The organism is Streptomyces sp. V1I1 (assembly GCF_030817355.1).
Classification (GTDB): Bacteria; Actinomycetota; Actinomycetes; order Streptomycetales; family Streptomycetaceae; genus Streptomyces.
The window spans coordinates 6,484,912-6,507,765 of the sequence record NZ_JAUSZH010000001.1; the positions used below are offsets into that span (position 1 = coordinate 6,484,912).

A 22,854-nucleotide genomic window follows, 5' to 3' on the forward strand; every position below is an offset into this window, starting at 1 on the left:
GGTCAGCCGGTGAGGGTGAGGACCAGCTCGTCGATCTCCGCACCGCGGGCGTTGGCGAAGCCCCGGTCCTTGCCGGTGGCGGTGAAGCCGCACTTCTCCAGGACCCGGACGGAGCCCGCGTTGTCTGCTGCGGCATGGGCGAAGAGCGGACGCTCCGGCACGACTGCGAGCAGCGCGCGCAGAGCGGCGGTGGCGATGCCGCGGCCCCAGTACGCGCGGTCGATGAAGTAGGTGACCTCGCGCTCCTCGGGCGGTCCGTACACCGCGGCGTGGCCCACGACCACGTCGTCGGCGAGGACGGTCCGTATGACGGCGTCCGAGGCGCGGATCCGCGCCCAGTGCGCGTCGAAAGAGGCCCGGTCGGTGGGGTCCTTGGAGGTGAAGGCGGCCATCCGGCTCGACTCGGGGTCGCTCGTGTGCCGGAAGAAGTCCGGCAGATCGCTGTCGATCACCTCACGCAGCGTGATGTGCGGGGACATTCAGAGCCTCCGGGTCGCCAGCGTCAGCCGGTCACGCGCGTCGAAGAGCGCGTCCTTGATCATCTGCTCATGGGCGGGGGTGAGCCGAGCCACCGGCACCGAGCAGCTGATCGCGTCCCGCGCCGGCGTGCGGTACGGAATCGCGATGCCGAAGCAGCGCAGCCCGAGGGTGTTCTCCTCGCGGTCCACGGCATAGCCCTGCTCGCGGATCAGATGCAGTTCCTCGATGAGCTTCTCGCGGTCGGTGATGGTGTGCTCGGTCAGCGACGCCAGGGTCTCCGGCAGCATCTTGCGTACCTGCTCGTCGCTGTGGGTAGCGAGCAGCGCCTTGCCCAGTGAGGTGGAATGCGCGGGCAGCCGGCGGCCGACGCGGGTGAAGGGGCGCAGATAGTGCTGCGACTGGCGGGTGGCGAGATAGACGACATTGGTGCCGTCGAGGCGCGCGAGGTGGATGGTTTCCGTGGTGTCGTCGGAGAGCCGGTCCAGAGTGGGCCGGGCGGCCGCCACGACCTCGTCGCCGTCGATGTACGAGGTGCCCACCAGCAGGGCCCTTACGCCGATGCCGTACCGCGTGCCCGTCGCGTCCGTCTCCACCCAGCCGAGCTCGACCAGGGTGCGCAGCAGCATGTAGAGGCTGGACTTGGGGTAGCCGACGGCCTCCTGGACCGCGGCGAGAGAGTGCATGCCGGGGCGCCCGGCGAAGTATTCGAGCAATTCCACCGTCCGCACCGCGGACTTGACCTGTGCTCCACCGGAATCCGCAGTTGACATTGCTCTTCGCCCCTTCTTGACCGCGCAGAACGCCCGGAAATAGAGTCCCCACACATTCACCATCAGGAACGCTGTTCAGAATACCGAACAAAACCCCTGATGGGTGGCAGTAGACCGGGAAGGAAGCCGCGGTGGCAGCAGCACCAGTCTGGAGTGTCGACCCCCGAACCGGGAACCCACGTGAGCAGGTTGCGGTCGAGTCCACGGTTGAGGAGATCGACAACGCGGTCCGCGCCGCACACGCCGCCCGCCCCGCTCTCGCCGACCGGAGTGTACGCGCGCTCCTGCTCCGTACCGCCGCCGACCTGCTCGACGAGGCGAGCGAGTACGTCATCGAGGCCGCCGACGCCGAGACTGCGCTCGGCCCCACCCGCCTCACCGGTGAACTCGCCCGCACCACCGCCCAGTTGCGCGCCTTCGCCGAGGTCGTCGACGAGGGTGCCTTCCTCGACATCCGCATCGACCACGAGGACGGCTCCAGGACCCCGCCCTGGCCGGATCTGCGCCGCTTCAAGATCCCCCTAGGCGTCGTCGCCGTCTACGCCGCGAGCAACTTCCCGCTCGCCTTCTCCGTGCCCGGCGGCGACACCGCGAGCGCCCTCGCCGCCGGCTGCCCGGTCGTCGTCAAGGCGCACCCCGACCACCCCGGCACCTCGGAACTCTGCGCGTCCGTCCTGCGCAGGGCCGCCCAGCGAGTCGGTCTGCCCGAGGATGTCGTGATTCTCGTGCACGGCTTCGAGGCGGGCATCGAGCTGGTCAGGCACCCGCTGGTGGCGGCCGCCGGCTTCACCGGTTCGGTACGCGGCGGGCGCGCGCTCTTCGACGCCGCGGCCGCCCGGCCCGCCCCCATCCCCTTCCACGGCGAACTCGGCTCGCTCAACCCCGTCGTCGTCACCGAGGCTGCTGCCGGGGAGGGGGCCGAGCAACTCGGGGCCGGGCTCGCGGGCTCGATGACCCTGGGGGAGGGGCAGTTCTGCACCAAGCCCGGCTTCGTGCTGGCTCCCGCGGGTGACGCGGGCGACAGGCTGCTCAAGTCCCTGACGGCGGCGGTCAGCGAGACCGAGCCCGGCGTGATGCTCGACCACCGGATGCGTTCGGCCTTTGTCGAGGGCGTACGGGAACGGGCCGAACTGCCCGACGTGGAGGCCCCGATCACCCCCGGCGCGGGCGGCGAGCACACCGTGAGCGCCGGCTTCCTGTCCGTACCGGCACGGCTGCTGGCCGCCGAAGGGCCGCACGACCTGCTGCTCGAAGAGTGCTTCGGCCCGGTCACCGTCGTCGCCCGCTACGAGTCGGACGCCGAGATCACCGCGGTGCTCGGCCGACTCCCCGGCAACCTCACCGCCACCCTGCACCTTTCCTCCGGCGAGGCCGAAGGCGATGGCCGGGGCGCCGAACTGCTCGCCGAACTCACCCCGCTCGCGGGCCGCGTACTCGTCGGCGGCTGGCCGACCGGCGTCGCCGTCGCCCCCGCCCAGCACCACGGCGGCCCCTACCCGGCCACCACCTCCACCTCCACCTCGGTCGGCGCCACCGCGATCGAGCGCTGGCTGCGCCCGGTCACGTATCAGACGACGCCCGAGGCGCTGCTGCCGCCCGAGCTGCGCGACGACAACCCGCTCGGTCTGCCGCGCCGGGTGGACGGCCACCGGGAAACTCCGGGAAGCTGAGCGACGTGACCGACCCGATCGACCTGACCGAACTGCCCTTCCCACTGCGTCCGTACGGCCCCGAGGCCAACTGGTCGTACGACAAGGGCGCGCTCACCGGCTGGGCGGGAGCCCGGCAGGACCTCTTCGTGCCGCCCGCGGGCGAAGCCCTGGACCCCGTCTCCGACGCGCCGCGCCTGCTCGGCGCGCCGGAGGGTGACTTCCAGCTCATCGCGCGGGTCACCGTCGGCTTCACCGCGGCCTTCGACGCCGGCGTGCTCTATCTGCACGTCGGCGAGCGGGAGTGGGCCAAGCTCTGCCTGGAGCTCTCCCCGGACAAGCCCACCATCTGCACGGTCGTCACCCGCGGCCACTCAGACGACGCCAACTCCTTCGTGGTGGACGGCGACAGCGCCTGGCTGCGGATCAGCCGCACCGGCAAGGCATTCGCCTTCCATGCCTCGACGGACGGCGAACACTGGACCTTCGTACGGATCTTCGCCCTGGGCGACGAGGAGAAGGCGGGCGCGGCACTGGTCGGGTTCATGGCCCAGTCGCCGGTGGGAGAGGGGTGCGTGGTCACCTTCGACCGGATCGAGTACCGCCCGAACTGGCCGGCGGGTCTGCGCGACGGCTCCTGATTTCAGACCGCTCAGACCGCTCAGACCGCTCAGACTGTTCAGACCGTGATTTCAGACCGTCACGACGATCTTCCCGGTGTGGCTGTTGGACTCCATCAACCGGTGGCCGTCGACGACGTGCTCCAGCCCGTCGAAGACGTCCGCGATCACCGGGCTCAGCGACCCGTCGCGCAGACCTGAGCCGATGAAGTGCGCGGCGCGGCGGCGGCCGGTCGCGGTGCGGACGCGGACGCCGTTGGCGTAGGTGTGCACGGTCAGAGGCCAGTTCATCGACAGCTCGATCGGGCGCGGGTCCAGCCATCCGTACAGCACCATCGCTCCGCCCGGCACGACGGCGTCACCAAGGGCCCGGAAGCCGGGCCCGCCGATCGCGTCGAAGGCCAGGTCCGCGCCGCGCCCACCGGTGATCCGCTTGACCTCGGCCGCAGGGTCCTGCTCGTCCGTGACGATCACATGGGCCGCCCCGAGATCGAGCAGCTGCTTGCGCTTGGCCGCAGTGCGTGTGGTGGCGATCGGGATCGCGCCGGTCCGGGCGGCGATCTGGATCGCAGCCGTCCCCACACCGCTGGACGCGCCGGTGATCACCACATGGTCGCCGGCATGGAGGCCGCCGGTCTCCAGCAGGCCGCCGTACGCGGTCGAGTACGTCAGCCAGACCGCCGCCGCTGTCACCGCGTCCACGCCCTCGGGGCGGTGGACCACCGACTCCACGGGCAGCACGGCTCGTTCCGCGTACACGCCGTGCACCCCGAAGTCGAAGTTGGCCGCGGCCATCACCGGGTCGCCGGGCGCGAACTCGCTCACGCCCTCGCCGACCGCCTCCACGACACCGGCCGCCTCGTAGCCGAGCCGGGAGCCGGGGAGGGTTGCCTGGTAGTAGTACGTCCCCGAACGGAACAGGGCCTCGGCGCGGTTGAGGCCGATCGCCTCGATACGGAAGCGGAGTTCGCCCGGGCCGGGCTCGTGGAGCTCCACGTCCTCGATGCTCAGGACGTCCGGGCCGCCGAGCTCATGAAAAAGAACTGCCTTGGTCAATACGGTAGTTGTCATGAGTACGACGCTAAGCAGGCTCCGCGAGACGATCCATGTCCCAAAGCCTCCCGATCATGTCTGATCGTCTTGCCGATGTCGGGTACGGTGCGGTCATGGACGTGCTGAGCGACGCGATCGCCGCCATGCGCACGGGACGCCCCCACTCGGCGCGCTCCGTCAGATATGCCCCCTGGGGCGTGCGCTTCCCGGCCAGTGAGGGCGCAGGATTCCATGTGGTGCTCCAGGGCTCGGCCTGGCTGCTGCCGGACGACGCCCCGCCGGTGCTGCTCGGCCCCGGGGACGTGGCCTTCATGGCCCACGGCTACGGCCACGGCCTCGCCGACGACCCCGCAACCCCGCTGCGCGACGTCGCGATCGAACCGGACGGCACCTGGCCGCCCGTCCCGCACCCCGGACCCGCCGACGGGCGGCCCGAGAACCTTCTCCTGTGCGGCGCCTACCAGTTGAGCAGGGCGCGAGCCCATCCGCTGCTCACCGAGCTGCCGGACGTGATTCATCTGCCGGCCCGAATCGGCAAGTACGCCTCGGTGCGCGCGGCGGTCGAACTCCTCGGCGCGGAACTGGAGAACCCGCAGCCCGGCTCCGACGCGGTCGTACCCGCGTTGCTCGACACACTCCTGCTCTACCTGCTGCGCACCTGGTGGCTGGCGGAGCGCCCCGACGCCCCGGGCGGCTGGGCGGCGGCGCTGCGCGACCGGGGCATCACCGCCGCACTGCAGGCCATCCACGGCGACCCGGCCCGCCCCTGGACGGTCGAGGAACTGGGCCGCCGCGCCGGACTCTCGCGGGCCGCCTTCGCCCGCCGCTTCACCATGCTGGTCGGCCAGCCCCCGCTCGCGTATATGACCTGGTGGCGCATGACGACGGCGGGCCGCCTGCTGCGAGAGGACGACGCCCCGCTGCGCACGGTGGCCCACCGGGCGGGCTACGCATCGGAGTTCGCCTTCGCCAAGGCGTTCAAGCGGGAGTACGGGATGGCACCGGGCCAGTACCGAAGGCGGGCCGACCAGGTTCTGTCCGGCTGACCGTGAGCGGAGCCTCAGCGGGCGGGATGCCCGCCCGGCCCCTTCAGCCCTGACGACGAGGACTTCAGGTGGCCACGGCGGGCTTCCTCCTGCCGCGGGCTCGCTCAAAGGACCACACGCCCAGGCCTACCAGCACGGCCGCCCCGGCTCCGTATACCGGAAGCCACAGGGTCGTCGTGGCTGCCAGGCAGTCGGCAACGACGTCATGGCTCTGGACGTCCTGCGCGCGGGCCAAGGCAGCGCTGTCGCGACCAGCCAGGTTCGCCAGCGTGGCCTCCACTCGGAGGCCCTCGTACCTGCCAAGATCACGACACTCACTGCGAGTGCCCGGCATCGGAAACAGCCACGCCCAGCGCTGCATCGCCGGGGCCAGCGCGATCGCGACGCACAGACCCACGACCATCGAATACGCCGCCAGATTGCGCACATCTTCAGATCCGCGGGGCGTCGACACCGGCGGGCGGTAAAAGCAGAAGATCACCGCGAGAAGTGTCACTCCGATGTATGTGGCAAACCACTGCCAGGAACCGTTTGCGAGGGAGGCCGTCAGCACGGCGGCGAGCGCGATGCCGATGACCCCCGGCTGACCGGCGGTGCCAGGGCCCGCGCCGGCGGGTGCCGGTTTCCTGAGTCCTTGAGGGCTGGGGTCGTCCACGGTCTCTCCTGCTGGTTCCGGGGCCACCAGTGTCCGGGCACATCTCGGCGTCGGACCCGCACCATGCCGGACCGGGACGGAAAGCCCCGCCCGGTTGGCGGGGCCTCCGCAGACCTGGGTGGCTGTCGGTCAGGCCCTGTGCTACTCGATCAGGCCGGTATCGAGGTGGTTACACCGCGGTGGCAGGTGGGGCAGGCGCCCGGGCGGAACCCCGGACCCGGACAGCGCACCGGCTGGAACCGCGATCCGGCCCCACCGCGTCCCGGTGATCATGATCAGAATCGCCACTCCCGACGAACTCGACGCCATCGCCGCCCTGCACGCCGAGGCGCGCGCCAGCTACTACCGCGGCCACATCCCCGACGAGGCCTTCGACAGCCCCGCCGAGCACGCCCGCACCCGCGCAGGCTGGGTCACGGCGATCGAGCGGGGAGCGGTGCTGTGCGCCGTACGGGACGGGGTGGTCGCGGGGGTCGCAGTCTCCCGCGAGGTGGACGGCGTCATGACCCTCACCCAGCTCCACGTCGCCCCGAAGCGCTGGCGCGACGGCATCGGCACCGCTCTGCACGCCGCGTGCATCGAGGCCTGGCAGCGCGCGGGCGTGGACACGGCCCGCTTGGAGGTCTTCCAACACAACACCCGCGCCCAGGCCTTCTACGCCCGCCAGGGCTGGCTCCCGGACCCTGACGAGCCGCGCTCGGGGGACCACCTGGTGCTGCGGCTCACAGTGCCGCCGACGTCGGAATGAAGCCGGTCGCGGTGCGTGTTCACCTCTTGGCGGAGGTGGCCTCCGCACCGTACGACCCTGGAGTGATGAAGAAGATGCGCGTCGAGATCTGGAGCGACATCGCCTGCCCCTGGTGCTACATCGGCAAGGCACGCTTCGAGAAGGGACTCGCGGCCTTCGCCCACCGCGACGACATCGAGGTGGTCCACCGCTCCTTCGAGCTCGACCCGAGCCGGGCCAAGCACGACACCGCTCCCGTGGTCGAGATGCTGGCGAAGAAGTACGGCCGCACCATCGACGAGGCCCGGGCCATGGAGGAGCACGTCGCCTCCAACGCCCGCTCCGAGGGGCTCGAGTACCGGACGGAGGGCCGTGATCACGGGAACACCTTCGACATCCACCGGCTGCTGCATCTGGCCAAGGCCCGTGGCCGCCAGGACCAGCTGCTGGACCTCGCCTACCGGGCGAACTTCGCCGACGAGCGGTCCGTCTTCGACCGTGACGTGCTGATCACGCTCGCGGTCGAGGCCGGTCTGGACGCGGACGAGGCCCGGGCGGTCCTCGCCGACGAGACGGCGTACGCCGACGACGTGCGGGCCGACGAGCGCGAGGCCGCCGAGCTCGGCGCGACCGGGGTGCCATTCTTCGTACTCGACCGCCGCTACGGGGTCTCCGGCGGCCAGCCCGCCGAAGTCTTCACGCAGGCGCTGGAGCAGGCCTGGCAGGGCCGGGCGATCACCCCGATCGGCACCGACGCCGCCGCCTGTGACGCCGACGGTTCCTGCGAGGTCCCGCAGACCCGTCCTGACGGCACACCGACCGTTGAGCACAGCTGAACGGTGCCCCGCGGCAATTCGTGATTGACCACAGCTGCGGGGCGTCGGAGGGTGATCCCATGGAGACCCTTCGCACGCTGGCCGGCGCCGAGTTCGTGCCCGGCACGACGTATCTGAACACTGCGAGCTGCGGGCGGCTGCCGCGCCGGGCGGTCCAGGCGGTGAAGACGCTCGCCGACGAGCTGGCCGCCGGGCGACCCGGTGGCGCCGGGGACTACTCCGCGATGAACGCCGCCCGCCGGTCTTTCGCCCGGCTCAGCGGCGTGGACGAGGACCGGGTGGCCGCCGGAGGCTCGGTCTCGGTGCATGTGGGGCTGATCGCGGCCTCGCTGCCGTCCGGCGCGGAGATCCTGTTCCCCGAGGGTGAGTTCTCCTCCGTCATCACGCCTTTCACCGTGCGCGGCGACCTCAAGCTGCGCTACGCGCCGCTGGACGCGCTCGCCGACGCGGTACGGCCGGGCACCGCGCTGGTGGCCTTCTCCGCGGTGCAGTCCGCCGACGGCCGGGTCGCCGATCTGGCGGCGGTGCGGGCGGCGGCGGCCGCGCACGGGGCCCGTACGCTTCTCGACACCAGCCAGTCCGCGGGCTGGCTGCCGCTGGAAGCGGGCGCCTGGGACTTCACGGTCACCGGCGGATTCAAGTTTCTGCTCTGCCCGCGCGGTGTCTCCTTCCTCACCGTGACGGAGGAGGCGCAGGAGTCGGTGCCGCCCCTGCATGCCGGCCCCTTCGCCGCCGAGACCGAGAAGATGTACGGCCCGATCGAGGAGCTCGCACGCTCGGCCCGCCGCTACGACGAGCCCCCGTCCTTCCTCGCCTACCACGCGGCCGAACAGTCCCTGGCGCTGTTGGAGGAGATCGGGATCGAGGCGGTGCACGCCCATGACACCGCGCTCGCCCGGCAGTTCAGGGCGGGGCTTACGGATCTGGGGTACGAGCCGCTCCCGGGCGACTCGGCGATCGTCGCGGTACCCGGGCTCGGGGACCGCGTACCGGAACTGGCCCGCGTGGGGATCGTCGTGTCCGATCGCGCGGGCAACCTGCGTGCCGCGTTCCATCTGTACAACTCCGCAGCCGATGTTGAACGGGTGCTGGACCGCCTCGCCGACGAGAGCGGAACCGCCCGTCCCGGAGGCGGTCGATAGGGTGTCGGGGTGTCTTCGTCACTTCGCCTGGACAAGGTCACACCGGACAACGTTCTCGACGCGTGCGGGTTGAAAGTGCGGCCTGAGCAGGAGGAGTTCGTGGCCCCGGTCGCGCGGTCACTCGCCGAGGCGTATGTGCAACCCGAGATCGCCTGGCCCCGATTGATCTTCGACGGCGAGCTGCTCGTCGGTTTCGTGATGGCCTTCTTCATGGTCCGTTTCGACCCGGACGACCCGGACGACACGCCCCGTAGTGGCCTCTGGCGGCTGAACATCGCTGCCGGTCAACAGGGCCGGGGGTACGGCCGCTTCGCTGTGGAGTCTGTGTGCGAGGAAGTCCGGAGGCGTGGGCAGACGCGTGTGACGACGACCTGGAGGCTGGGGGAGCACGGACCCGAGCGGTTCTATCTGGGGCTCGGGTTCCGCCTGACCGGAGAGAAGAGCGGCGAGCAGGTCGTCGGCGAGCTGGACCTGAACGGGGTCTGAGAGCACCGGACCGGATGCCAGGGGCGCGGCCCTCGAAAGCCTCGCCGCATAGTCCCCGGCAGTCATCGATGACCTACGCCCGAAGGCCGGGGCAGTCCGCCGTCTGGACGCAGAGGTTCTCCTCGACCTTCCCGAGCAGCCGGGTCAGCTCCCTTCGCTCGTCCGGGTCGAGCCCCGTGAGCGTGTGCTCCTCCAGATTCGCCCACGCCTCCTCCACCGCGGAGTGCAGTGCGCAGCTGTCCTCCGTGGCCTCGACCAGCACCGCGCGCCGGTCGCCCGGGTCGGGGCAGCGGCGGACGTGTCCGGCCTGCTCCAGACGCTGGAGCATCTTCGTCACCGTGGAGGGGTCGAGCTCGACGGCCTTGATCAGCTCAGACTGGCGCACCGGGCCCGCGTCCCACAGGTGCATCATCACGAACTCCTGCCCCGGGTAGAGGCCGGCTCCCCTGAGCAGCTTGCCCGCCGCCATACGGTGCAGCCGGGCGACCCGGGAGACGGCATGGCTGACGGGCCCGGCCAGCGCGGAGCTCGGCAGCGGCTCGGTACAGACCGGGTCGGCCGCGGTCTCGGGCTTCATCGGGCCTCCTCAGGAGGGGTGGCGACTGTCTGGTGGACAGTGTCCCCAAAAACTTTACCTTGGTCGGCCAATTAATGGTCTACAGTGGCACTCGGCGCGATTACTTGGCCGACCACATAAATTCTGGGGAGCTTTCATGACCACCGCATTCGACCCGATCGACCTGTCCGGCACACAGCTCGGCAACCGGATCGCCATGGCGCCGATGACCCGTAGCAGGGCGCACGGCGCGGGCCTCACAGTCACCGACTCCACCGTCGAGTACTACGGCCAGCGCGCCTCGGCAGGCCTGATCATCACCGAGGGCATCCAGCCCTCGGTCGTCGGCCAGGGCTACCCGGACACCCCGGGCCTGCACAGCGCCGAGCAGGTGGCGGCCTGGCGCAAGGTCACCGACGCCGTGCACGCCAAGGGCGGGAAGATCTTCGCCCAGATCATGCACGCCGGACGCATCGGCCACCCGGTGCTGTTCCCGGACGGCCAGGTGAGCGTGGCCCCGTCCGCCGTCGCCGCCGCGGGTCAGCTCTTCACGCACGAGGGTCCCAAGGACTTCATCGCCCCGCGCGAGCTGTCCGGTGACGAAGTACGCGCCGTTGTCGGCGAGTTCGTCGAGGCGTCCCGCAACGCCATCGAGGCCGGATTCGACGGCGTCGAGCTGCACGGCGCCAACGGCTACCTCATCCACCAGTTCCTCGCCCCCAACACCAACCTGCGCACCGACGAGTGGGGCGGCTCCGTCGAGAACCGCATCCGCTTCGCCGTCGAGGTGACGCAGGCCGTGGCCGCGGCGATCGGTGCCGAGCGGACCGGACTGCGGATCTCTCCCGGCAACCCGTACAACGACATCGCCGAGACCGACCCGGAGACGGTCTACCCCGCACTGGTCGGGGAGCTGGAGCCGCTGGGCCTCGGCTATCTGCACATCGTCGAGATGGTCCCGGGGCTCAGGGACGTGACGCTCGCGCTGCGCAAGCAGTTCAGCGGCACGTTCATCCTCAACCCGGCGACCGAGGGGCCGACCGACCACAGGGCGCTGGAGCTGATCGAGGACGGTATCGCCGACATCCTCGCCTTCGGCTCGCTGTTCCTGGCCAACCCGGACCTGCCCGTCAGGCTCAAGGCCGAAGGCCCGTACAACACCCCGGACACGGCCACGTTCTTCGGCGGTGACGACAAGGGCTACATCGACTACCCGACCCTGTAAGGCGGTTGTACGAATGGGCCGGGCGCCCCTCTCCGTGAGGGGCGCCCGGCCCATTCGTAACAGGACTGGCTAGCGCACCGGCGTGAAGTCCCGCGCCCCGATGAACGACGGCCTGGGCACCGGCGCCGCGAAGGGCTTGACCGCCGCGTTCTCCACGCTGTTGAAGACGATGAAGACATTGCTGCGCGGGTACGGGGTGATGTTGTCCCCGGAGCCGTGCATACAGTTGCAGTCGAACCAGGTCGCGGACCCCGCCCTGCCGGTGAACAACCGGATGCCGTGCCGGTCGGCGAACCGCGTCAGCGCCGCGTCCGAGGGCGTGCCCGCGTCCTGCATCTGCAGCGACTTCTTGTAGTTGTCCTGCGGCGTCTCGCCCGCGCACCCCAGGAACGTCTTGTGCGACCCGGGCATGATCATCAGCCCGCCGTTGGTGTCGAGGTTCTCGGTCAGCGCGATCGAGACCGAGACGGTGCGCATGTTCGGCAGACCGTCCTCGGCGTGCCAGGTCTCGAAGTCCGAGTGCCAGTAGAAGCCCGAGGCGCCGAAGCCCGGCTTCACATTGATACGGGACTGGTGGACGTACACGTCCGAGCCGAGGATCTGCCGGGCCCTGCCCACCACCCGCTCGTCGCGCACCAGAGAGGCGAAGATCTCGCTGAGCCTGTGCACCTCGAAGACCGAGCGCACGTCCTGAGACTCAGGCTCGATGATCGAGCGCTCGTCGGCCCGTACGGCGGGATCGGCGATCAGCCGGTCCAGCTCGGCGCGGTAGAGCGCGACTTCGTCCTGCGAGATCAGCTCGTCGACGGTGAGGAAGCCGTCGCGCTCGAACTCCATCAGCCCGGAGGTGGCGATCGGCCCCGGCGCGCCGGGCGCCGACCAGACCACCGGGTCCTGGCGCGGGGTCGTCACCTCGTTCACGCCACGAGTCGGGTACAGGTCGGTGCGTACAGCGGCGGTGGTCATGGATCAGCCCTCCTCGGTGAGCAGCGGATAGATGCCGTTCTCGTCGTGGTCCTCCCGTCCGGTGACGGGCGGGTTGAAGACGCAGACACAGCGGAAATCGGTCTTGGGACGCATGGTGTGGCGCTCATGGCCGTCCAGCAGATACATCGTGCCGGGCTCGATCCAGTGCGTCTCGCCGGTCTCGTCGTTGGTGAGTTCGGCCTCGCCCTCCACGCAGAGCACGGCCTCGATGTGGTTCGCGTACCACATCGACGTCTCCGTACCCGCGTACAGCACGGTCTCGTGGAGCGAGAAGCCGACCTTCTCCTTGGCGAGCACGATGCGCTTGCTCTCCCAGGTCCCGGACGCCGCCTTCACATGGCGGTCGGTGTTCTCGATGTCCTTGAACGATCGGACAATCACGGTGAGTTGTTGCCTTTCCTCTTCCCCGCCGGGTTCCTGCGGGGGTTGGTACGGGGGGTCAGGCCGTCTCGCGGACGGAGCGGGCCAGGATGCGCAGACCCTCGTCGAGCTCCTCGGGGGAGACGGTGAGCGCGGGCAGCAGCTTGACCACCTCGCTCTCCGGGCCGGAGGTCTCAAGGAGCAGCCCCAGCTCGAAGGCGCGGGCGCAGATCGCCGAGGCGCGCGCCTTGTCCTCGAACTCCAGGCCCCACACCAGACCGCGGCCCCGGAAGCTCACGCCCGGCTCGCCGCTCTCGCCGGCGATGGCCAGCAGCGCCTGCTCAACCTGCTCGCCGCGAGCGAGGGTCTGCTTCTCCATCTGGCCGTCGGCCCAGTAGGTGTCGAGCGCGGCGGCGGCGGTGACGAAGGCGGGGTTGTTGCCGCGGAACGTGCCGTTGTGCTCGCCCGGCTCCCAGATGTCCAGCTCCGGCTTGAACAGGCAGAGCGACATGGGCAGTCCGTAGCCGCTGATCGACTTCGACAGAGTGACGATGTCCGGCGTGATGCCCGCCTCCTCGAAGGAGAAGAAGCCGCCGGTGCGGCCGCAGCCCATCTGGATGTCGTCGACGATCAGCAGCATGTCCTGGCGGTGGCACAGGTTCTGGAGCGCGCGCAGCCACTCGGCGCGGGCCACATTGATGCCGCCCTCGCCCTGCACGGTCTCGACGATCACAGCGGCCGGCTTGTTGAGGCCGGAGCCCTGGTCCTCGAGGAGGCGCTCGAACCAGAGGAAGTCGGGGACCTGGCCGTCGAAGTAGTTGTCGAACGGCATCGGTGTGCCGTGCACCAGCGGGATGCCGGCGCCGGCCCGCTTGAAGGCGTTGCCCGTGACGGCGAGCGAGCCGAGCGACATGCCGTGGAAGGCGTTGGTGAACGAGACGACGGACTCGCGCCCCTTCACCTTGCGGGCCAGCTTGAGCGCCGACTCGACCGCGTTGGTGCCGGTCGGGCCAGGGAACATGACCTTGTACGGAAGGTCGCGCGGCCGCAGGATCACGTTCTGGAACGACTCCAGGAAGGCGCGCTTGGCCGTGGTCGCCATGTCCAGGCCGTGCGTGATGCCGTCGCGCTCTATGTAGTCGATCAACGCGCGTTTCAGCACCGGGTTGTTGTGCCCGTAGTTGAGCGATCCGGCGCCGGCGAAGAAGTCGAGGTAGGTGTGTCCGTCCTCGTCGTGGAGGTAGCTGCCCTGCGCACGGTCGAACACAGCGGGCCAACCGCGGCAGTAGCTGCGCACCTCCGACTCCAGGGTCTCGAAGACACTCAGGGCGGGCGGGGTGATGGTCACAGCAAGTCTCCAGATGTGGGGGGTCAGGCGGAGAAGGGGCCGATGCGGTACAGCACTTCCGGCTGGTGCGTTCCTTCGGGGAACAGTCCGCCGTCGAACAGGACTTCACGCGCGAGCGGCGCCCCGTGGCGCTTGGCGTACGAGGTGAACAGCCGGTCGGACGCGGTGTTGTCGGGGGTGATGGTCGTCTCGACCTCGCGCACCCCGCGCTCGTCCGTGACCTTGGCGGTCAGCGCGTCGAGCAGCACACCGGCGAGCCTCCGGCCGCGGTGCGCGTGGTCGACGGCGACTTGCCAGACGACCAGGGCCTCCGGGCGGTCGGGGCGCACATAGCCGGTGACGAAGGCGATCGGCTCACCGTCACGGCCACGCGCCACCAGCGAGGTGGCTGCGAAGTCGCGACACCACAGCAGATAGCTGTACGAGGAGTTGAGGTCCAGGACCTCGGAGTCGCGGGCGATGCGCCAGATCGCGGCTCCGTCCTCCACTCGGGGGGTGTCGATCTCCGGGAATTCGTTCGGGGGGTTGGCTCGTACAAGGTCTTCTTGTGCGGCGGTCATGCCGAAGTAATTTACCGAGCTAATTCCGAAAATGCACTGAGGGAAGGGGTTGGGTGGAGCGCCTCTTTGTGTTATCGCGCGGGCGCGGGCGCTAGTGCTGCCGACCGGCGGTTTCAGGTGATTTGTGCTGTAAATAAGGGGCGAATCGGGCGCTCTGTGGGGTCGGTCACACATCCGTAACGGCAACGAGACCCGTCCGAATTACGCAGTTCGATCCTATCGAAATCTTGGCGTTTAGGATCGCGTAACGGGGGCAGAAGAATACGGGAAGCTGCCTGGAATAAAGCATCTTCCCGCATTTTTAATTAACGCCGACTTTGATACCAGGAGAAATGCTGTTCACCGTCGCCGGCAGGCCCCGGTGACCGCCCGGCGGGCCGCCTCCACAGCGCCTCGTACAGTGCTCGATATGAGCGATCACGCAGTGCTGCATGTGAAGGGGCGGGTGCTCGTCGGGCCTGAGGAGGCGCGGGACGAACTGTGGGTGGTGGACGGCCGGATCTCCTACGACCGGCCCCGCGCCGAGGCCGTCACCGTCCAGGGCTGGGCGCTCCCCGGCCTGGTCGACGCGCACTGCCATGTCGGGCTCGACCACCACGGCGCGGTCGACGAGGCGACCAGCGAGAAGCAGGCCCTCACCGACCGGGACGCGGGCACGCTGCTCATCCGGGACGCGGGATCACCGTCCGACACCCGCTGGATCGACGACCGGGAGGACCTGCCGAAGATCATCAGGGCGGGCCGTCACATCGCGCGCACCCGCCGCTACATCCGCAACTTCGCCCATGAGATCGAGCCCGACGACCTCGTCGCGTACGTCGCCCAGGAAGCCCGGCGCGGCGACGGGTGGGTCAAGCTCGTCGGCGACTGGATCGACCGGGACGCCGGGGATCTGACCGCCTGCTGGCCGCGCGGCGCGGTCGAGGCGGCGATCGCCGAGGCGCACCGGCTGGGCGCGCGGGTGACCGCCCACTGCTTCGCCGAGGCAGCGCTGAGGGACCTGGTCGAGGCGGGCATCGACTGCATCGAGCACGCCACCGGGCTCACCGAGGACACCATCCCGCTGTTCGCGGAGCGGGGTGTCGCGATCGTGCCGACGCTGGTCAACATCGCCACGTTCCCGGACCTCGCGGCGGGCGGCGAGGCCAAGTTCCCTGTCTGGTCCGCCCATATGCGGCGGCTGTACCAGCGCCGCTACGACACGGTGCGCGCGGCGTACGACGCGGGGGTGCCCATTTTCGTCGGCACGGACGCGGGCGGCTCGCTGGCGCACGGCCTGGTGGCGGCCGAGGTGGCCGAGCTGGTGAAGGCCGGCATCCCGCCGCTGCAGGCCCTGTCGGCGACGGCCTGGGGGGCGCGCCAGTGGCTGGGCCGCCCGGTGCTCGAGGAGGGCGCACCGGCGGATCTGGTGGTGTACGACGAGGATCCGCGGGCAGACGTCAGGGCGCTGGCGGGGCCGCGGCGGGTGATCCTCAACGGCCGGGTGGTCGGCTGACGGACACCGCCGCCGTGCTGACCGAGCGTGGCCCAGGGCTGGAAACACTGGTTGAGCACTCCACACGCGATCCCGCGGGGTCGACCGGCGCACCACCCCGTCGCCGTGACACGCGCGGTTCAGGGGAACATCCGTACCTCAAGAATCGAATACGGGCACGGAAACCCCACTTTGGGGTGAACTCGCGCCAGGCGTCTGTCAGTTCACTCTCAGTGCGTACAGGATTCCGGTGTCTTGGTCGCCGCCGCCCACGCGTCCCAGTGGGGCGGTCGGCGACGCCATGTCTCTTGTGGGGGTTCCACCACCTTGAACAGCAACACCTTCCGCATGCCCGCCGCACGCCGCTGCGCCGCCGTCACGGCCGCCGCCGCGCTGGTCGCCGGCCCCGTGGCCCTCGCCGCCCCGGCGCACGCCACCGGGAGCGGCGAGGGTCGGGCGAGTGCGGTCGTGCTCCGTACCGGTCTCGATGTTTCCCTGCTCAGCAAGACCGTCGACGTCCCGCTCAAGGCCACGCTCAACGAGGTGCAGGCCCCGGCGAGTGCCGAGAAGACCGCGCTGACCGTGCAGTTGGACGGGGTCGACCAGGGCAGGCCCATCCAGGTGCTGCGCGCGGACGTGGCCACCGCGAAGGCGACCGTCGACAAGCACAGGGCCGAGGGGTACTCCAACCTCGTGCGCGCCCGGGTGCACGTGCCCGGGCTGCCGCTGCTCTCCCTGATCGAGGTCGAGAAGGTCACGTCGAAGGCCGTCTGCGAGGCGGGCAAGCAGCCGGTCGCCGAGTCGAATGTGCTCGGCCATGTGACCGTGCTCGGCAAGAAGGTCACGCTTTCCGCCAAGGGCACCACCCGGGTCGATGTGCCCGGCGTCGGCGAGGTGACGCTCGATCTGTCGAAGACGCACACCACGTCCCGTACGGCCGCCGCCACCGCGCTGGAGCTCAAGGTCTCGGTCAACCCTGCCAAGCTGAACGTCGCCGACGTGACCGGCGTGGTCACCCTCGTCGAGGCGAAGTGCGAGTCGCCCAAGGCCGCCGCCAACGCCACCGCCCCCGACACGCAGGAGCCGTCGGACGACACGCAGGAGCCGTCCGACAAGTCGGGCGAAGGCGTGCAGGCCCAGTCCGGTGAGAACCCCGCCGGGGAGAACCCCGCCGGGGAGAACCTCGCGGAGACCGGCGGCAGCGCCACGACGACGTACATCGCGGGCGGGGCGGCCATGATGCTCGCGCTCGGGGGAGGCGCGCTGCTGCTGGTCCGCGCCCGCGCCCGCCGCTGACCTGGGGCTCCGCCCCGGACCCCGCCTCGGGGCTCCGTCCCGAACCCCGGTCCTCGAACGCCGGACGGGCTGACACATCAGCCCGTCCGGCGTCCCGCGGTCTAGTCCCCCACCATCGTCAGCGCCTGGTCGAGCGCCTGCAGAAAGCGGTTGGTCGTCACCCGGTCGCGTACCGCCAGCCGCAGCCAGCCCGGGCCGAGGCCCGGGAATGTGTCGCCGCGGCGGGCCGCGAAGCCCAGACCGCGCAGCCGCTTCCGCACCTCGGCGCCTCGCCGGACGTGTACGAGCACGAACGGGGCCTCGGCCGCCGCCACCACCCGTACCTCCTCGAACTCCGCCAGCCCCGCCAGCAGATGGGCCCGCTCTGTCGCCATCAAATGGGCGGCCTGCTCGGCCTCCTTGAGCGCGGCGGGCTCCATGCACGCCTCGGCCGCCGCCAGCGCGGGCGTCGACACCGGCCACAGCGGCTGAGCCCGCTCCAGTGCCTCGATGGTCTCCGGCTCGGCCAGCACATAGCCGATACGCAGGCCCGCCAGCCCCCAGGTCTTCGTCAGGCTGCGCAGCACCACAAGGCCCGGTACATCGGTCCGGCCCGCCAGCGCCTCGGGCTCGTCCGGCACCGCGTCCATGAAGGCCTCGTCCACCACCAGCAGCCGTCCGGGGCGGGCCAGTTCGGCGATGTCGGCTGCCGGATGCAGTACGGACGTGGGGTTGGTCGGATTGCCGATCATCACCAGGTCCGCCGCGTCGGGCACGGCAGCCGGGTCGAGCCGGAAGCCGTTCTGCTCCCGCAGCAGCAGCCGCGCCACCTCGTGCCCCGCGTCCCGAAGCGCCGCCTCCGGCTCCGTGAACTGCGGGTGCACCACCAGTGGGTGACGTACCGTCAGTGCACGGGCGAGCAGGACGAACGCCTCGGCGGCCCCCGCCGTCAGCAGCACCCGCTCCACCGGCAGACCGTGCCGCCGCGCGACCGCCGCCCGCGCCGCCCGCCCGTCCGGATAGGCGGCAAGGCCGGTCAGCGAGCCGGCGATGCGCTCACGGAGCCAGGCCGGGGGAGTCCCGGTGCGGACATTGACCGCGAGGTCCGTCAGATCGGCGTCGCGCACCTCCGCGTCACCGTGGTGCCGCAGGTCGTGTGCGTCAGTGTGAGTGCGCATGGCTGCCGTGGTGGTGATGGGCGCTTCCGTGCCCGTGACCGTGGTGGTGCCCGTCGTCGTCCGGGTGGAAGTGCGGCTGCTGCGGAAGGCCCACCTTGTCCTCGAAGCCCGGCATCGCGATCCGGTACACGCAGGTGTCGCAGTTCATCCGGATGTCGCCCGCGACGGCCTCCCGGTAGCGCTCCATCACCAGGTCGAGCAACTCCTCGGTCGGACCGATCACATCGGCCGACACGACCTCCACCTCGGGGTGCGCCTCCGCCCAGCCCTGCGTCTGCTGGAGCACCCGGTCCGGCAGGATCCCGGTGAACAGGAAGTACGGCAGCACCACGATCCGGCGCGCCCCCAGCTTTACGCACCGGTCCAGACCGCTCGGCACATCGGGCGCGGCGAGCGACACGAACGCCGTCTCCACGCCCGCGTATCCACGCCCCTCCCACAGGAGCCGGGCCGCCTTGTGCACCTCGGCGTTGGCGTCCGGGTCGGTCGAACCGCGGCCCACCAGCAGCACGGTCACATCGGCGCGGTCCGCGGGCGTACGGGAGACGGAGCCCAGTGCTTCGTCGAGCCGCCGCTCCAGGACGCGCAGCAGCGAGGGATGCGGGCCGAGGGGACGGCCATAGGTGTACGAGATCCCGGGGTGCCGCTCCCGCTCGCGGGCCAGCGCGGCCGGGATGTCGCCCTTGGCGTGCCCGGCGGACACCAGCATCAGCGGCACCGCGGCGAAGCGCTGCACACCGCGCTCCACCAGCTCGGCGACGGCTTCGCCGAGGGGCGGCGGGGACAGTTCGATGAAGCCGCCCCCGACGGGGAGTTCGGGATGGCGCCGCCCCAGCTCCCGTACGAAGTCCCGGAAGGCCTCGGCCCCGGCTTCGTCACGGGTGCCGTGGCCGGCGATGAGCAGTGCGGGCGGGGTGGTCACGCGTTCTCCTTGAGGTGGGGGTGGTGCGGCTGAGCTTGCGGCGGGGGTGCGGCGGGACTTCTAAAACATGTCCAGGGGGTACGGCGTCGGTGCGCGGCGCGGCGACGTGTGCCCGCGCGGCCGGCGGGGTGGCGTCATGACTGCCACCGGTAGCCGCGCGGGGTCACCATTCGGCCCGCGATCTCGCGCGTGGCCGTGTTGCCGACCGTCACGACGGTCATCATGTCCACCGTCGCCGGATCCAGTCCGGCGAGTGTCGTGAGGCGGCTGGATTCGTCCGGCCGGGACGCGTTGCGTACGACACCCACCGGCGTCTGCGGCTCCCGGTGTTCGGCAAGGATGGACAGCGCCTTCGGGAGCTGCCAGTCGCGGCCGCGGCTCCGCGGGTTGTAGAAGGTCACGATGATGTCCGCCTCCGCGGCGGCCCGCACCCGGCGTTCGATGACCTCCCACGGCGTGTGCAGATCCGACAGGCTGATCGAGACATGGTCGTGCCCCAGCGGCGCGCCCAGGATCGCGGCTGCGGCCAGCGCCGCGGTCACGCCCGGCACGCCCACCACGTCGATGTCGTCGGACGCCTCGGCGAGCGCGGGGGAGGCCATCGCGTACACGCCCGCGTCACCGCTGCCGATCAGCGCGACCGCATGCCCGGCGCGGGCCTCGGCGACAGCCGTACGGGCCCGCTCCTCCTCCGCACCGAGGCCGGACTCGATGACCCGGGTGCCGGGCCTGAGCAGGTCGCGGATCTGGTCGACGTACTGATCGAGCCCGACCAGTACGGACGCGCGCCGCAGCTCCTCCGTGGCGCGAGGGGTGACCAGATCGCGGGCCCCGGGCCCGAGCCCGACCACGGCGAGCCGCCCGCGCGGCGCCCTGCGCACGACCGCGCAGGTCGCCATCGCGGCCCGGTCGGCGGGGTTCGACTTCCGCTTCGGGACGAGGAGTTCGCCGCCGCCCGCGAGCGCCGCGGCCTCGGCGACGGACGGCGTGCCCACCGCGGCGAGCGGCGCGCCGGACGGGTTCGGCACGGCGATCTTGGCGAGCCGCTCGGCGGCATGCGTCACCAGGGGCACCCCGAGCCGTTGAGCGGCCCCGACGATGCCGGGCTCGTCCGCCTTCGCGTCGACGGTCGCCAGCTCCGCGACGCATCGAACCGACAGCCCCGCCTCGCTCAGCGCCGTCCCGACCAGCGAGAGGATCTCCTCGACGGGAGCGCCCTTGGACGCACCGACCCCGACGACCAGCGACGGCGGCCGCAACACCGCGTCGTGCGGGCCGGTTTCGACGACCCGGTCCGTGACATGAAGAGCGGCGGCAGCGCCCTCGCCCCCCGGCGCCACATTCCCCGGCAGCGGCGGCAGCGGCCACACCGCGTCCGCCCGCAGAGCCACCGGGTCGCCGTCGAGCACCGCCCGCGTCACGGACGCGACCGCGCCCTCGACCGGCCAGCCCAGCGTGTCCAGGCCCGGGATCCCGGCGGCGTCCGTCGCCGTCGTGACGACCGGCTCCGCACCGAGAACGTCACCCACTGCCGCTGCCAAGGCATTCGCGCCGCCACCGTGGCCGCCCAGCAGGGACACCGCGTACCGCTGCCCCTCGTCCACACACACCACGCCCGGGTCGGCGGACTTGCCCGCCAACAGCGGGGCGACGATCCGTACGACCGCGCCCGTCGCCAGGAAGCACACCAGCTGTTCGCACTCCGCGAAGGCCCGCTCGACGCTCTCGCGCACCGGCCCTTCGTACACCTTCGTGCGGCCGGGCCACGCCGCCGCAAGCCGGTCACGGGCGGCCGCGCCCGCCGCTGTCGCTGAGATCAGGCCGATCACTTCTGCGTCGCTCCTTCGATTGCTCCTTCGTTCGCGCCCTGTGCGCGCAGCGCCTTGCGGGCGGCCGGGTCGGCCTTCCGGAAGCCGTGGAAGTGCCCCGGGTGGTAGAGGTGCGAACGCGTCCCGGAAGCCGCCAGCGCCGGCCCCACCAGGAACAGCGTGTGCTTCCAGAGCTTGTGCTCCTTGACGGTCTCCTCCAGCGTGCCGATCGTGCAGCGCAGGATCAGCTCCTCCGGCCAGGTCGCCTGGTACGCCACGATTACCGGCGTACTGGTCGGATAGCCGCCCTCAAGCAGCTCCTGCGTCAACTGGCCCGAGCGTGCCGCCGACAGGAACAGCGCCATCGTCGTGCCGTGCCGCGCGAACTCCCGTACCTCCTCGCCCGGCGGCATCGGCGTCTTGCCGCCGCCGAGCCGGGTCAGGATCACGGACTGCGCCACCTCCGGGATCGTCAGCTCGCGCTGCGCGATCGCCGCGACCGCCGAGAACGACGAGACGCCCGGCACGATCTCGACGGCGAGTCCCAGCTCCACGCACCGGTCGAGCTGTTCCTGTGTGCCGCCCCACAGGGCGGGGTCGCCGGAGTGGATGCGGGCCACTTTCAGATCCTCGTCGCGGGCCCGCTCGTACACCGCGACGACGTCCTCGAGCGACATCGCCGCCGAGTCGAGGATCTCGGCGCCCTCGCGAGCGTGGTCGAGAACGTCCGCCTGCACCAGGCTCGCCGCCCAGATGACGATGTCGGCGTCGGCGATGGCCCGCGCGGCCCGGAACGTCAGCAGATCGGCGGCGCCCGGGCCGGCGCCGACGAAGGTCACCTTGCCGTGGGTGGCGGCATCGGCCATCAGCAGTGGTCCTCTCGGATGGTTCGTCTCTTACGTGTCGCTCGGGTCATTCGGGTGGATCTAGATCTCTGTTGTGCCGTGAGGCCGGTCAATCCGCTAGCAAAGGCGCATGGCGGTGTTCGTCGCGCTCGGCGCGTTCCTGATGACGCTGTTCGGCGGCTGGACGGCTGGGCGCGTCACTGACCGCCGCCACCTCGTGCTGGGCCTGGCCGGCGGGCTGATGCTCGGTGTGGTCGGCCTGGACCTGTTGCCCGAGGCACTTAGGGCGGCGGGCAACGAGGTGTTCGGAGTGCCGCAGGCACTGCTGCTGTTCGTCGGCGGCTTCCTCGCCGCGCACCTGGTGGAACGGCTGCTGGCCGTCCGTCAGGCCGCACACGGCGCGGATGAGCGCGTCCCGCAGGTGGGTCTGACGGCGGCCGCGGCGATGGTCGGCCACAGCCTGATGGACGGCATCGCGATCGGCGCGGCCTTCCAGGTGGGCGAGGGCATGGGCGCGACCGTGGCGCTCGCCGTCATCACCCACGACTTCGCCGACGGCTTCAACACGTACACGATCACCAGCCTGTACGGGAACTCCCGCGGCAGGGCGGTCGCGATGCTCGTCGCCGACGCGCTCGCCCCCGTCGTCGGCGCCGCGTCCACTCTGCTGTTCACGCTGCCGGTCGAATTCCTCGGCAGCTATCTCGGGTTCTTCGGTGGTGCCCTGCTCTATCTCGCCGCGGCCGAGATCCTCCCCGAGGCGCACCACTCCCACCCCGCCCGCTCCACCCTGCTCTGCACGGCCGGGGGAGTGGGCTTCATCTGGCTGGTGGTGGGCCTCGCCGAGTGAGG

At 70.8% G+C, this 22,854-nt stretch carries 24 protein-coding genes; 11 read left to right on the forward strand and 13 right to left on the reverse strand.

What is annotated here, in order from left to right:
- Positions 1-2: 2 nt before the first annotated feature.
- Complete coding sequence (locus QFZ67_RS30340) at positions 3-479, reverse strand: GNAT family N-acetyltransferase (protein WP_307664247.1); 477 nt, start codon at positions 477-479, stop codon at positions 3-5.
- Positions 480-1,250 (reverse strand): IclR family transcriptional regulator, encoded by a 771-nt coding sequence (locus QFZ67_RS30345; protein WP_307664248.1) that lies wholly within the window; start codon positions 1,248-1,250, stop codon positions 480-482.
- A gap of 131 nt (positions 1,251-1,381) precedes the next feature.
- Between QFZ67_RS30345 and QFZ67_RS30350 the strand changes: the two genes are divergently transcribed.
- Both QFZ67_RS30350 and QFZ67_RS30355 read left to right on the forward strand, forming a co-directional pair.
- Positions 1,382-2,920 (forward strand): aldehyde dehydrogenase (NADP(+)), encoded by a 1,539-nt coding sequence (locus QFZ67_RS30350; RefSeq protein ID WP_307664249.1) that lies wholly within the window; start codon positions 1,382-1,384, stop codon positions 2,918-2,920.
- Between the two features lie 5 nt (positions 2,921-2,925).
- Positions 2,926-3,540, forward strand: a complete 615-nt coding sequence (locus tag QFZ67_RS30355; RefSeq protein ID WP_373430145.1) for a DUF1349 domain-containing protein — start codon at positions 2,926-2,928, stop codon at positions 3,538-3,540.
- Positions 3,541-3,591: 51 nt separating this feature from the next.
- Here QFZ67_RS30355 and QFZ67_RS30360 read toward each other — a convergent pair whose 3' ends face one another.
- Positions 3,592-4,590: a zinc-dependent alcohol dehydrogenase family protein gene (locus tag QFZ67_RS30360; protein WP_307664250.1), complete on the reverse strand. Its 999-nt coding sequence runs from the start codon at positions 4,588-4,590 to the stop codon at positions 3,592-3,594.
- Between the two features lie 95 nt (positions 4,591-4,685).
- Here QFZ67_RS30360 and QFZ67_RS30365 point away from each other — a divergent pair, with 95 nt between their 5' ends.
- Complete coding sequence (locus tag QFZ67_RS30365; protein WP_307666018.1) at positions 4,686-5,618, forward strand: AraC family transcriptional regulator; 933 nt, start codon at positions 4,686-4,688, stop codon at positions 5,616-5,618.
- Positions 5,619-5,682: 64 nt separating this feature from the next.
- Here QFZ67_RS30365 and QFZ67_RS30370 read toward each other — a convergent pair whose 3' ends face one another.
- A complete protein-coding gene (locus tag QFZ67_RS30370) occupies positions 5,683-6,273 on the reverse strand; it encodes a hypothetical protein (RefSeq protein ID WP_307664251.1) in 591 nt (196 codons plus the stop codon).
- Between the two features lie 271 nt (positions 6,274-6,544).
- Here QFZ67_RS30370 and QFZ67_RS30375 point away from each other — a divergent pair, with 271 nt between their 5' ends.
- From QFZ67_RS30375 to QFZ67_RS30390, 4 genes are all read left to right on the forward strand, one after another.
- The gene (locus tag QFZ67_RS30375; protein ID WP_307666019.1) at positions 6,545-7,021 is read left to right on the forward strand and encodes a GNAT family N-acetyltransferase; all 477 of its coding nucleotides are present in this window, start codon (positions 6,545-6,547) and stop codon (positions 7,019-7,021) included.
- A gap of 74 nt (positions 7,022-7,095) precedes the next feature.
- A complete protein-coding gene (locus tag QFZ67_RS30380; RefSeq protein WP_307666020.1) occupies positions 7,096-7,836 on the forward strand; it encodes a DsbA family oxidoreductase in 741 nt (246 codons plus the stop codon).
- 59 nt (positions 7,837-7,895) lie between these two features.
- Complete coding sequence (locus tag QFZ67_RS30385) at positions 7,896-8,978, forward strand: aminotransferase class V-fold PLP-dependent enzyme (RefSeq protein WP_307664252.1); 1,083 nt, start codon at positions 7,896-7,898, stop codon at positions 8,976-8,978.
- A gap of 9 nt (positions 8,979-8,987) precedes the next feature.
- Positions 8,988-9,464 carry a GNAT family N-acetyltransferase gene (locus tag QFZ67_RS30390; RefSeq protein WP_307664253.1) on the forward strand — a complete coding sequence of 159 codons (477 nt, stop codon included), beginning with the start codon at positions 8,988-8,990 and terminating at the stop codon, positions 9,462-9,464.
- 73 nt (positions 9,465-9,537) lie between these two features.
- Here the strand turns inward: QFZ67_RS30390 and QFZ67_RS30395 are convergent, their stop codons facing one another.
- The gene (locus tag QFZ67_RS30395; RefSeq protein WP_307664254.1) at positions 9,538-10,041 is read right to left on the reverse strand and encodes a MarR family winged helix-turn-helix transcriptional regulator; all 504 of its coding nucleotides are present in this window, start codon (positions 10,039-10,041) and stop codon (positions 9,538-9,540) included.
- A gap of 136 nt (positions 10,042-10,177) precedes the next feature.
- On the opposite strand from QFZ67_RS30395, the gene QFZ67_RS30400 reads away from it, so the two are divergent.
- Entirely contained in the window at positions 10,178-11,245 is a 1,068-nt protein-coding gene (locus QFZ67_RS30400) for an alkene reductase (protein WP_307664255.1), read from the forward strand.
- A gap of 69 nt (positions 11,246-11,314) precedes the next feature.
- Here the strand turns inward: QFZ67_RS30400 and thpD are convergent, their stop codons facing one another.
- Genes thpD through ectA form a run of 4 tightly spaced genes read right to left on the reverse strand, consistent with a single transcriptional unit; the run spans position 11,315 to position 14,500 of the window.
- Positions 11,315-12,211 (reverse strand): ectoine hydroxylase, encoded by an 897-nt coding sequence (thpD, locus tag QFZ67_RS30405; RefSeq protein WP_307664256.1) that lies wholly within the window; start codon positions 12,209-12,211, stop codon positions 11,315-11,317.
- Positions 12,212-12,214: 3 nt separating this feature from the next.
- Positions 12,215-12,613, reverse strand: coding sequence for an ectoine synthase (locus QFZ67_RS30410; RefSeq protein WP_307664257.1), 399 nt, complete (start codon positions 12,611-12,613; stop codon positions 12,215-12,217).
- Between the two features lie 58 nt (positions 12,614-12,671).
- The gene (ectB, locus tag QFZ67_RS30415; RefSeq protein ID WP_307664258.1) at positions 12,672-13,940 is read right to left on the reverse strand and encodes a diaminobutyrate--2-oxoglutarate transaminase; all 1,269 of its coding nucleotides are present in this window, start codon (positions 13,938-13,940) and stop codon (positions 12,672-12,674) included.
- Positions 13,941-13,963: 23 nt separating this feature from the next.
- Positions 13,964-14,500, reverse strand: a complete 537-nt coding sequence (ectA, locus tag QFZ67_RS30420; protein WP_307664259.1) for a diaminobutyrate acetyltransferase — start codon at positions 14,498-14,500, stop codon at positions 13,964-13,966.
- Positions 14,501-14,909: 409 nt separating this feature from the next.
- Here ectA and QFZ67_RS30425 point away from each other — a divergent pair, with 409 nt between their 5' ends.
- Together QFZ67_RS30425 and QFZ67_RS30430 are read left to right on the forward strand one after the other, a co-directional pair.
- Positions 14,910-15,995, forward strand: coding sequence for an amidohydrolase family protein (locus QFZ67_RS30425; protein ID WP_307664260.1), 1,086 nt, complete (start codon positions 14,910-14,912; stop codon positions 15,993-15,995).
- A 306-nt stretch (positions 15,996-16,301) separates the two neighbouring features.
- On the forward strand, positions 16,302-17,270 hold the full coding sequence (locus QFZ67_RS30430) for an SCO1860 family LAETG-anchored protein (RefSeq protein WP_307664261.1): 969 nt from the start codon (positions 16,302-16,304) through the stop codon (positions 17,268-17,270).
- 101 nt (positions 17,271-17,371) lie between these two features.
- Here QFZ67_RS30430 and cobC read toward each other — a convergent pair whose 3' ends face one another.
- The 4 genes from cobC to cobM form a co-directional block, all read right to left on the reverse strand.
- Entirely contained in the window at positions 17,372-18,427 is a 1,056-nt protein-coding gene (gene cobC, locus QFZ67_RS30435; protein WP_307664262.1) for an Rv2231c family pyridoxal phosphate-dependent protein CobC, read from the reverse strand.
- A complete protein-coding gene (locus tag QFZ67_RS30440) occupies positions 18,411-19,349 on the reverse strand; it encodes a sirohydrochlorin chelatase (protein WP_307664263.1) in 939 nt (312 codons plus the stop codon). The genes cobC and QFZ67_RS30440 overlap by 17 nt, the downstream gene beginning before the upstream one ends.
- Before the next feature lie 134 nt (positions 19,350-19,483).
- Positions 19,484-21,178: a precorrin-3B C(17)-methyltransferase gene (gene cobJ, locus QFZ67_RS30445; protein WP_307664264.1), complete on the reverse strand. Its 1,695-nt coding sequence runs from the start codon at positions 21,176-21,178 to the stop codon at positions 19,484-19,486.
- The gene (gene cobM / locus QFZ67_RS30450) at positions 21,175-22,023 is read right to left on the reverse strand and encodes a precorrin-4 C(11)-methyltransferase (protein WP_307664265.1); all 849 of its coding nucleotides are present in this window, start codon (positions 22,021-22,023) and stop codon (positions 21,175-21,177) included. The genes cobJ and cobM overlap by 4 nt, the downstream gene beginning before the upstream one ends.
- 109 nt (positions 22,024-22,132) lie before the next feature.
- On the opposite strand from cobM, the gene QFZ67_RS30455 reads away from it, so the two are divergent.
- Positions 22,133-22,852, forward strand: a complete 720-nt coding sequence (locus QFZ67_RS30455; protein ID WP_307664266.1) for a ZIP family metal transporter — start codon at positions 22,133-22,135, stop codon at positions 22,850-22,852.
- The last annotated feature ends 2 nt before the right edge of the window (positions 22,853-22,854 follow it).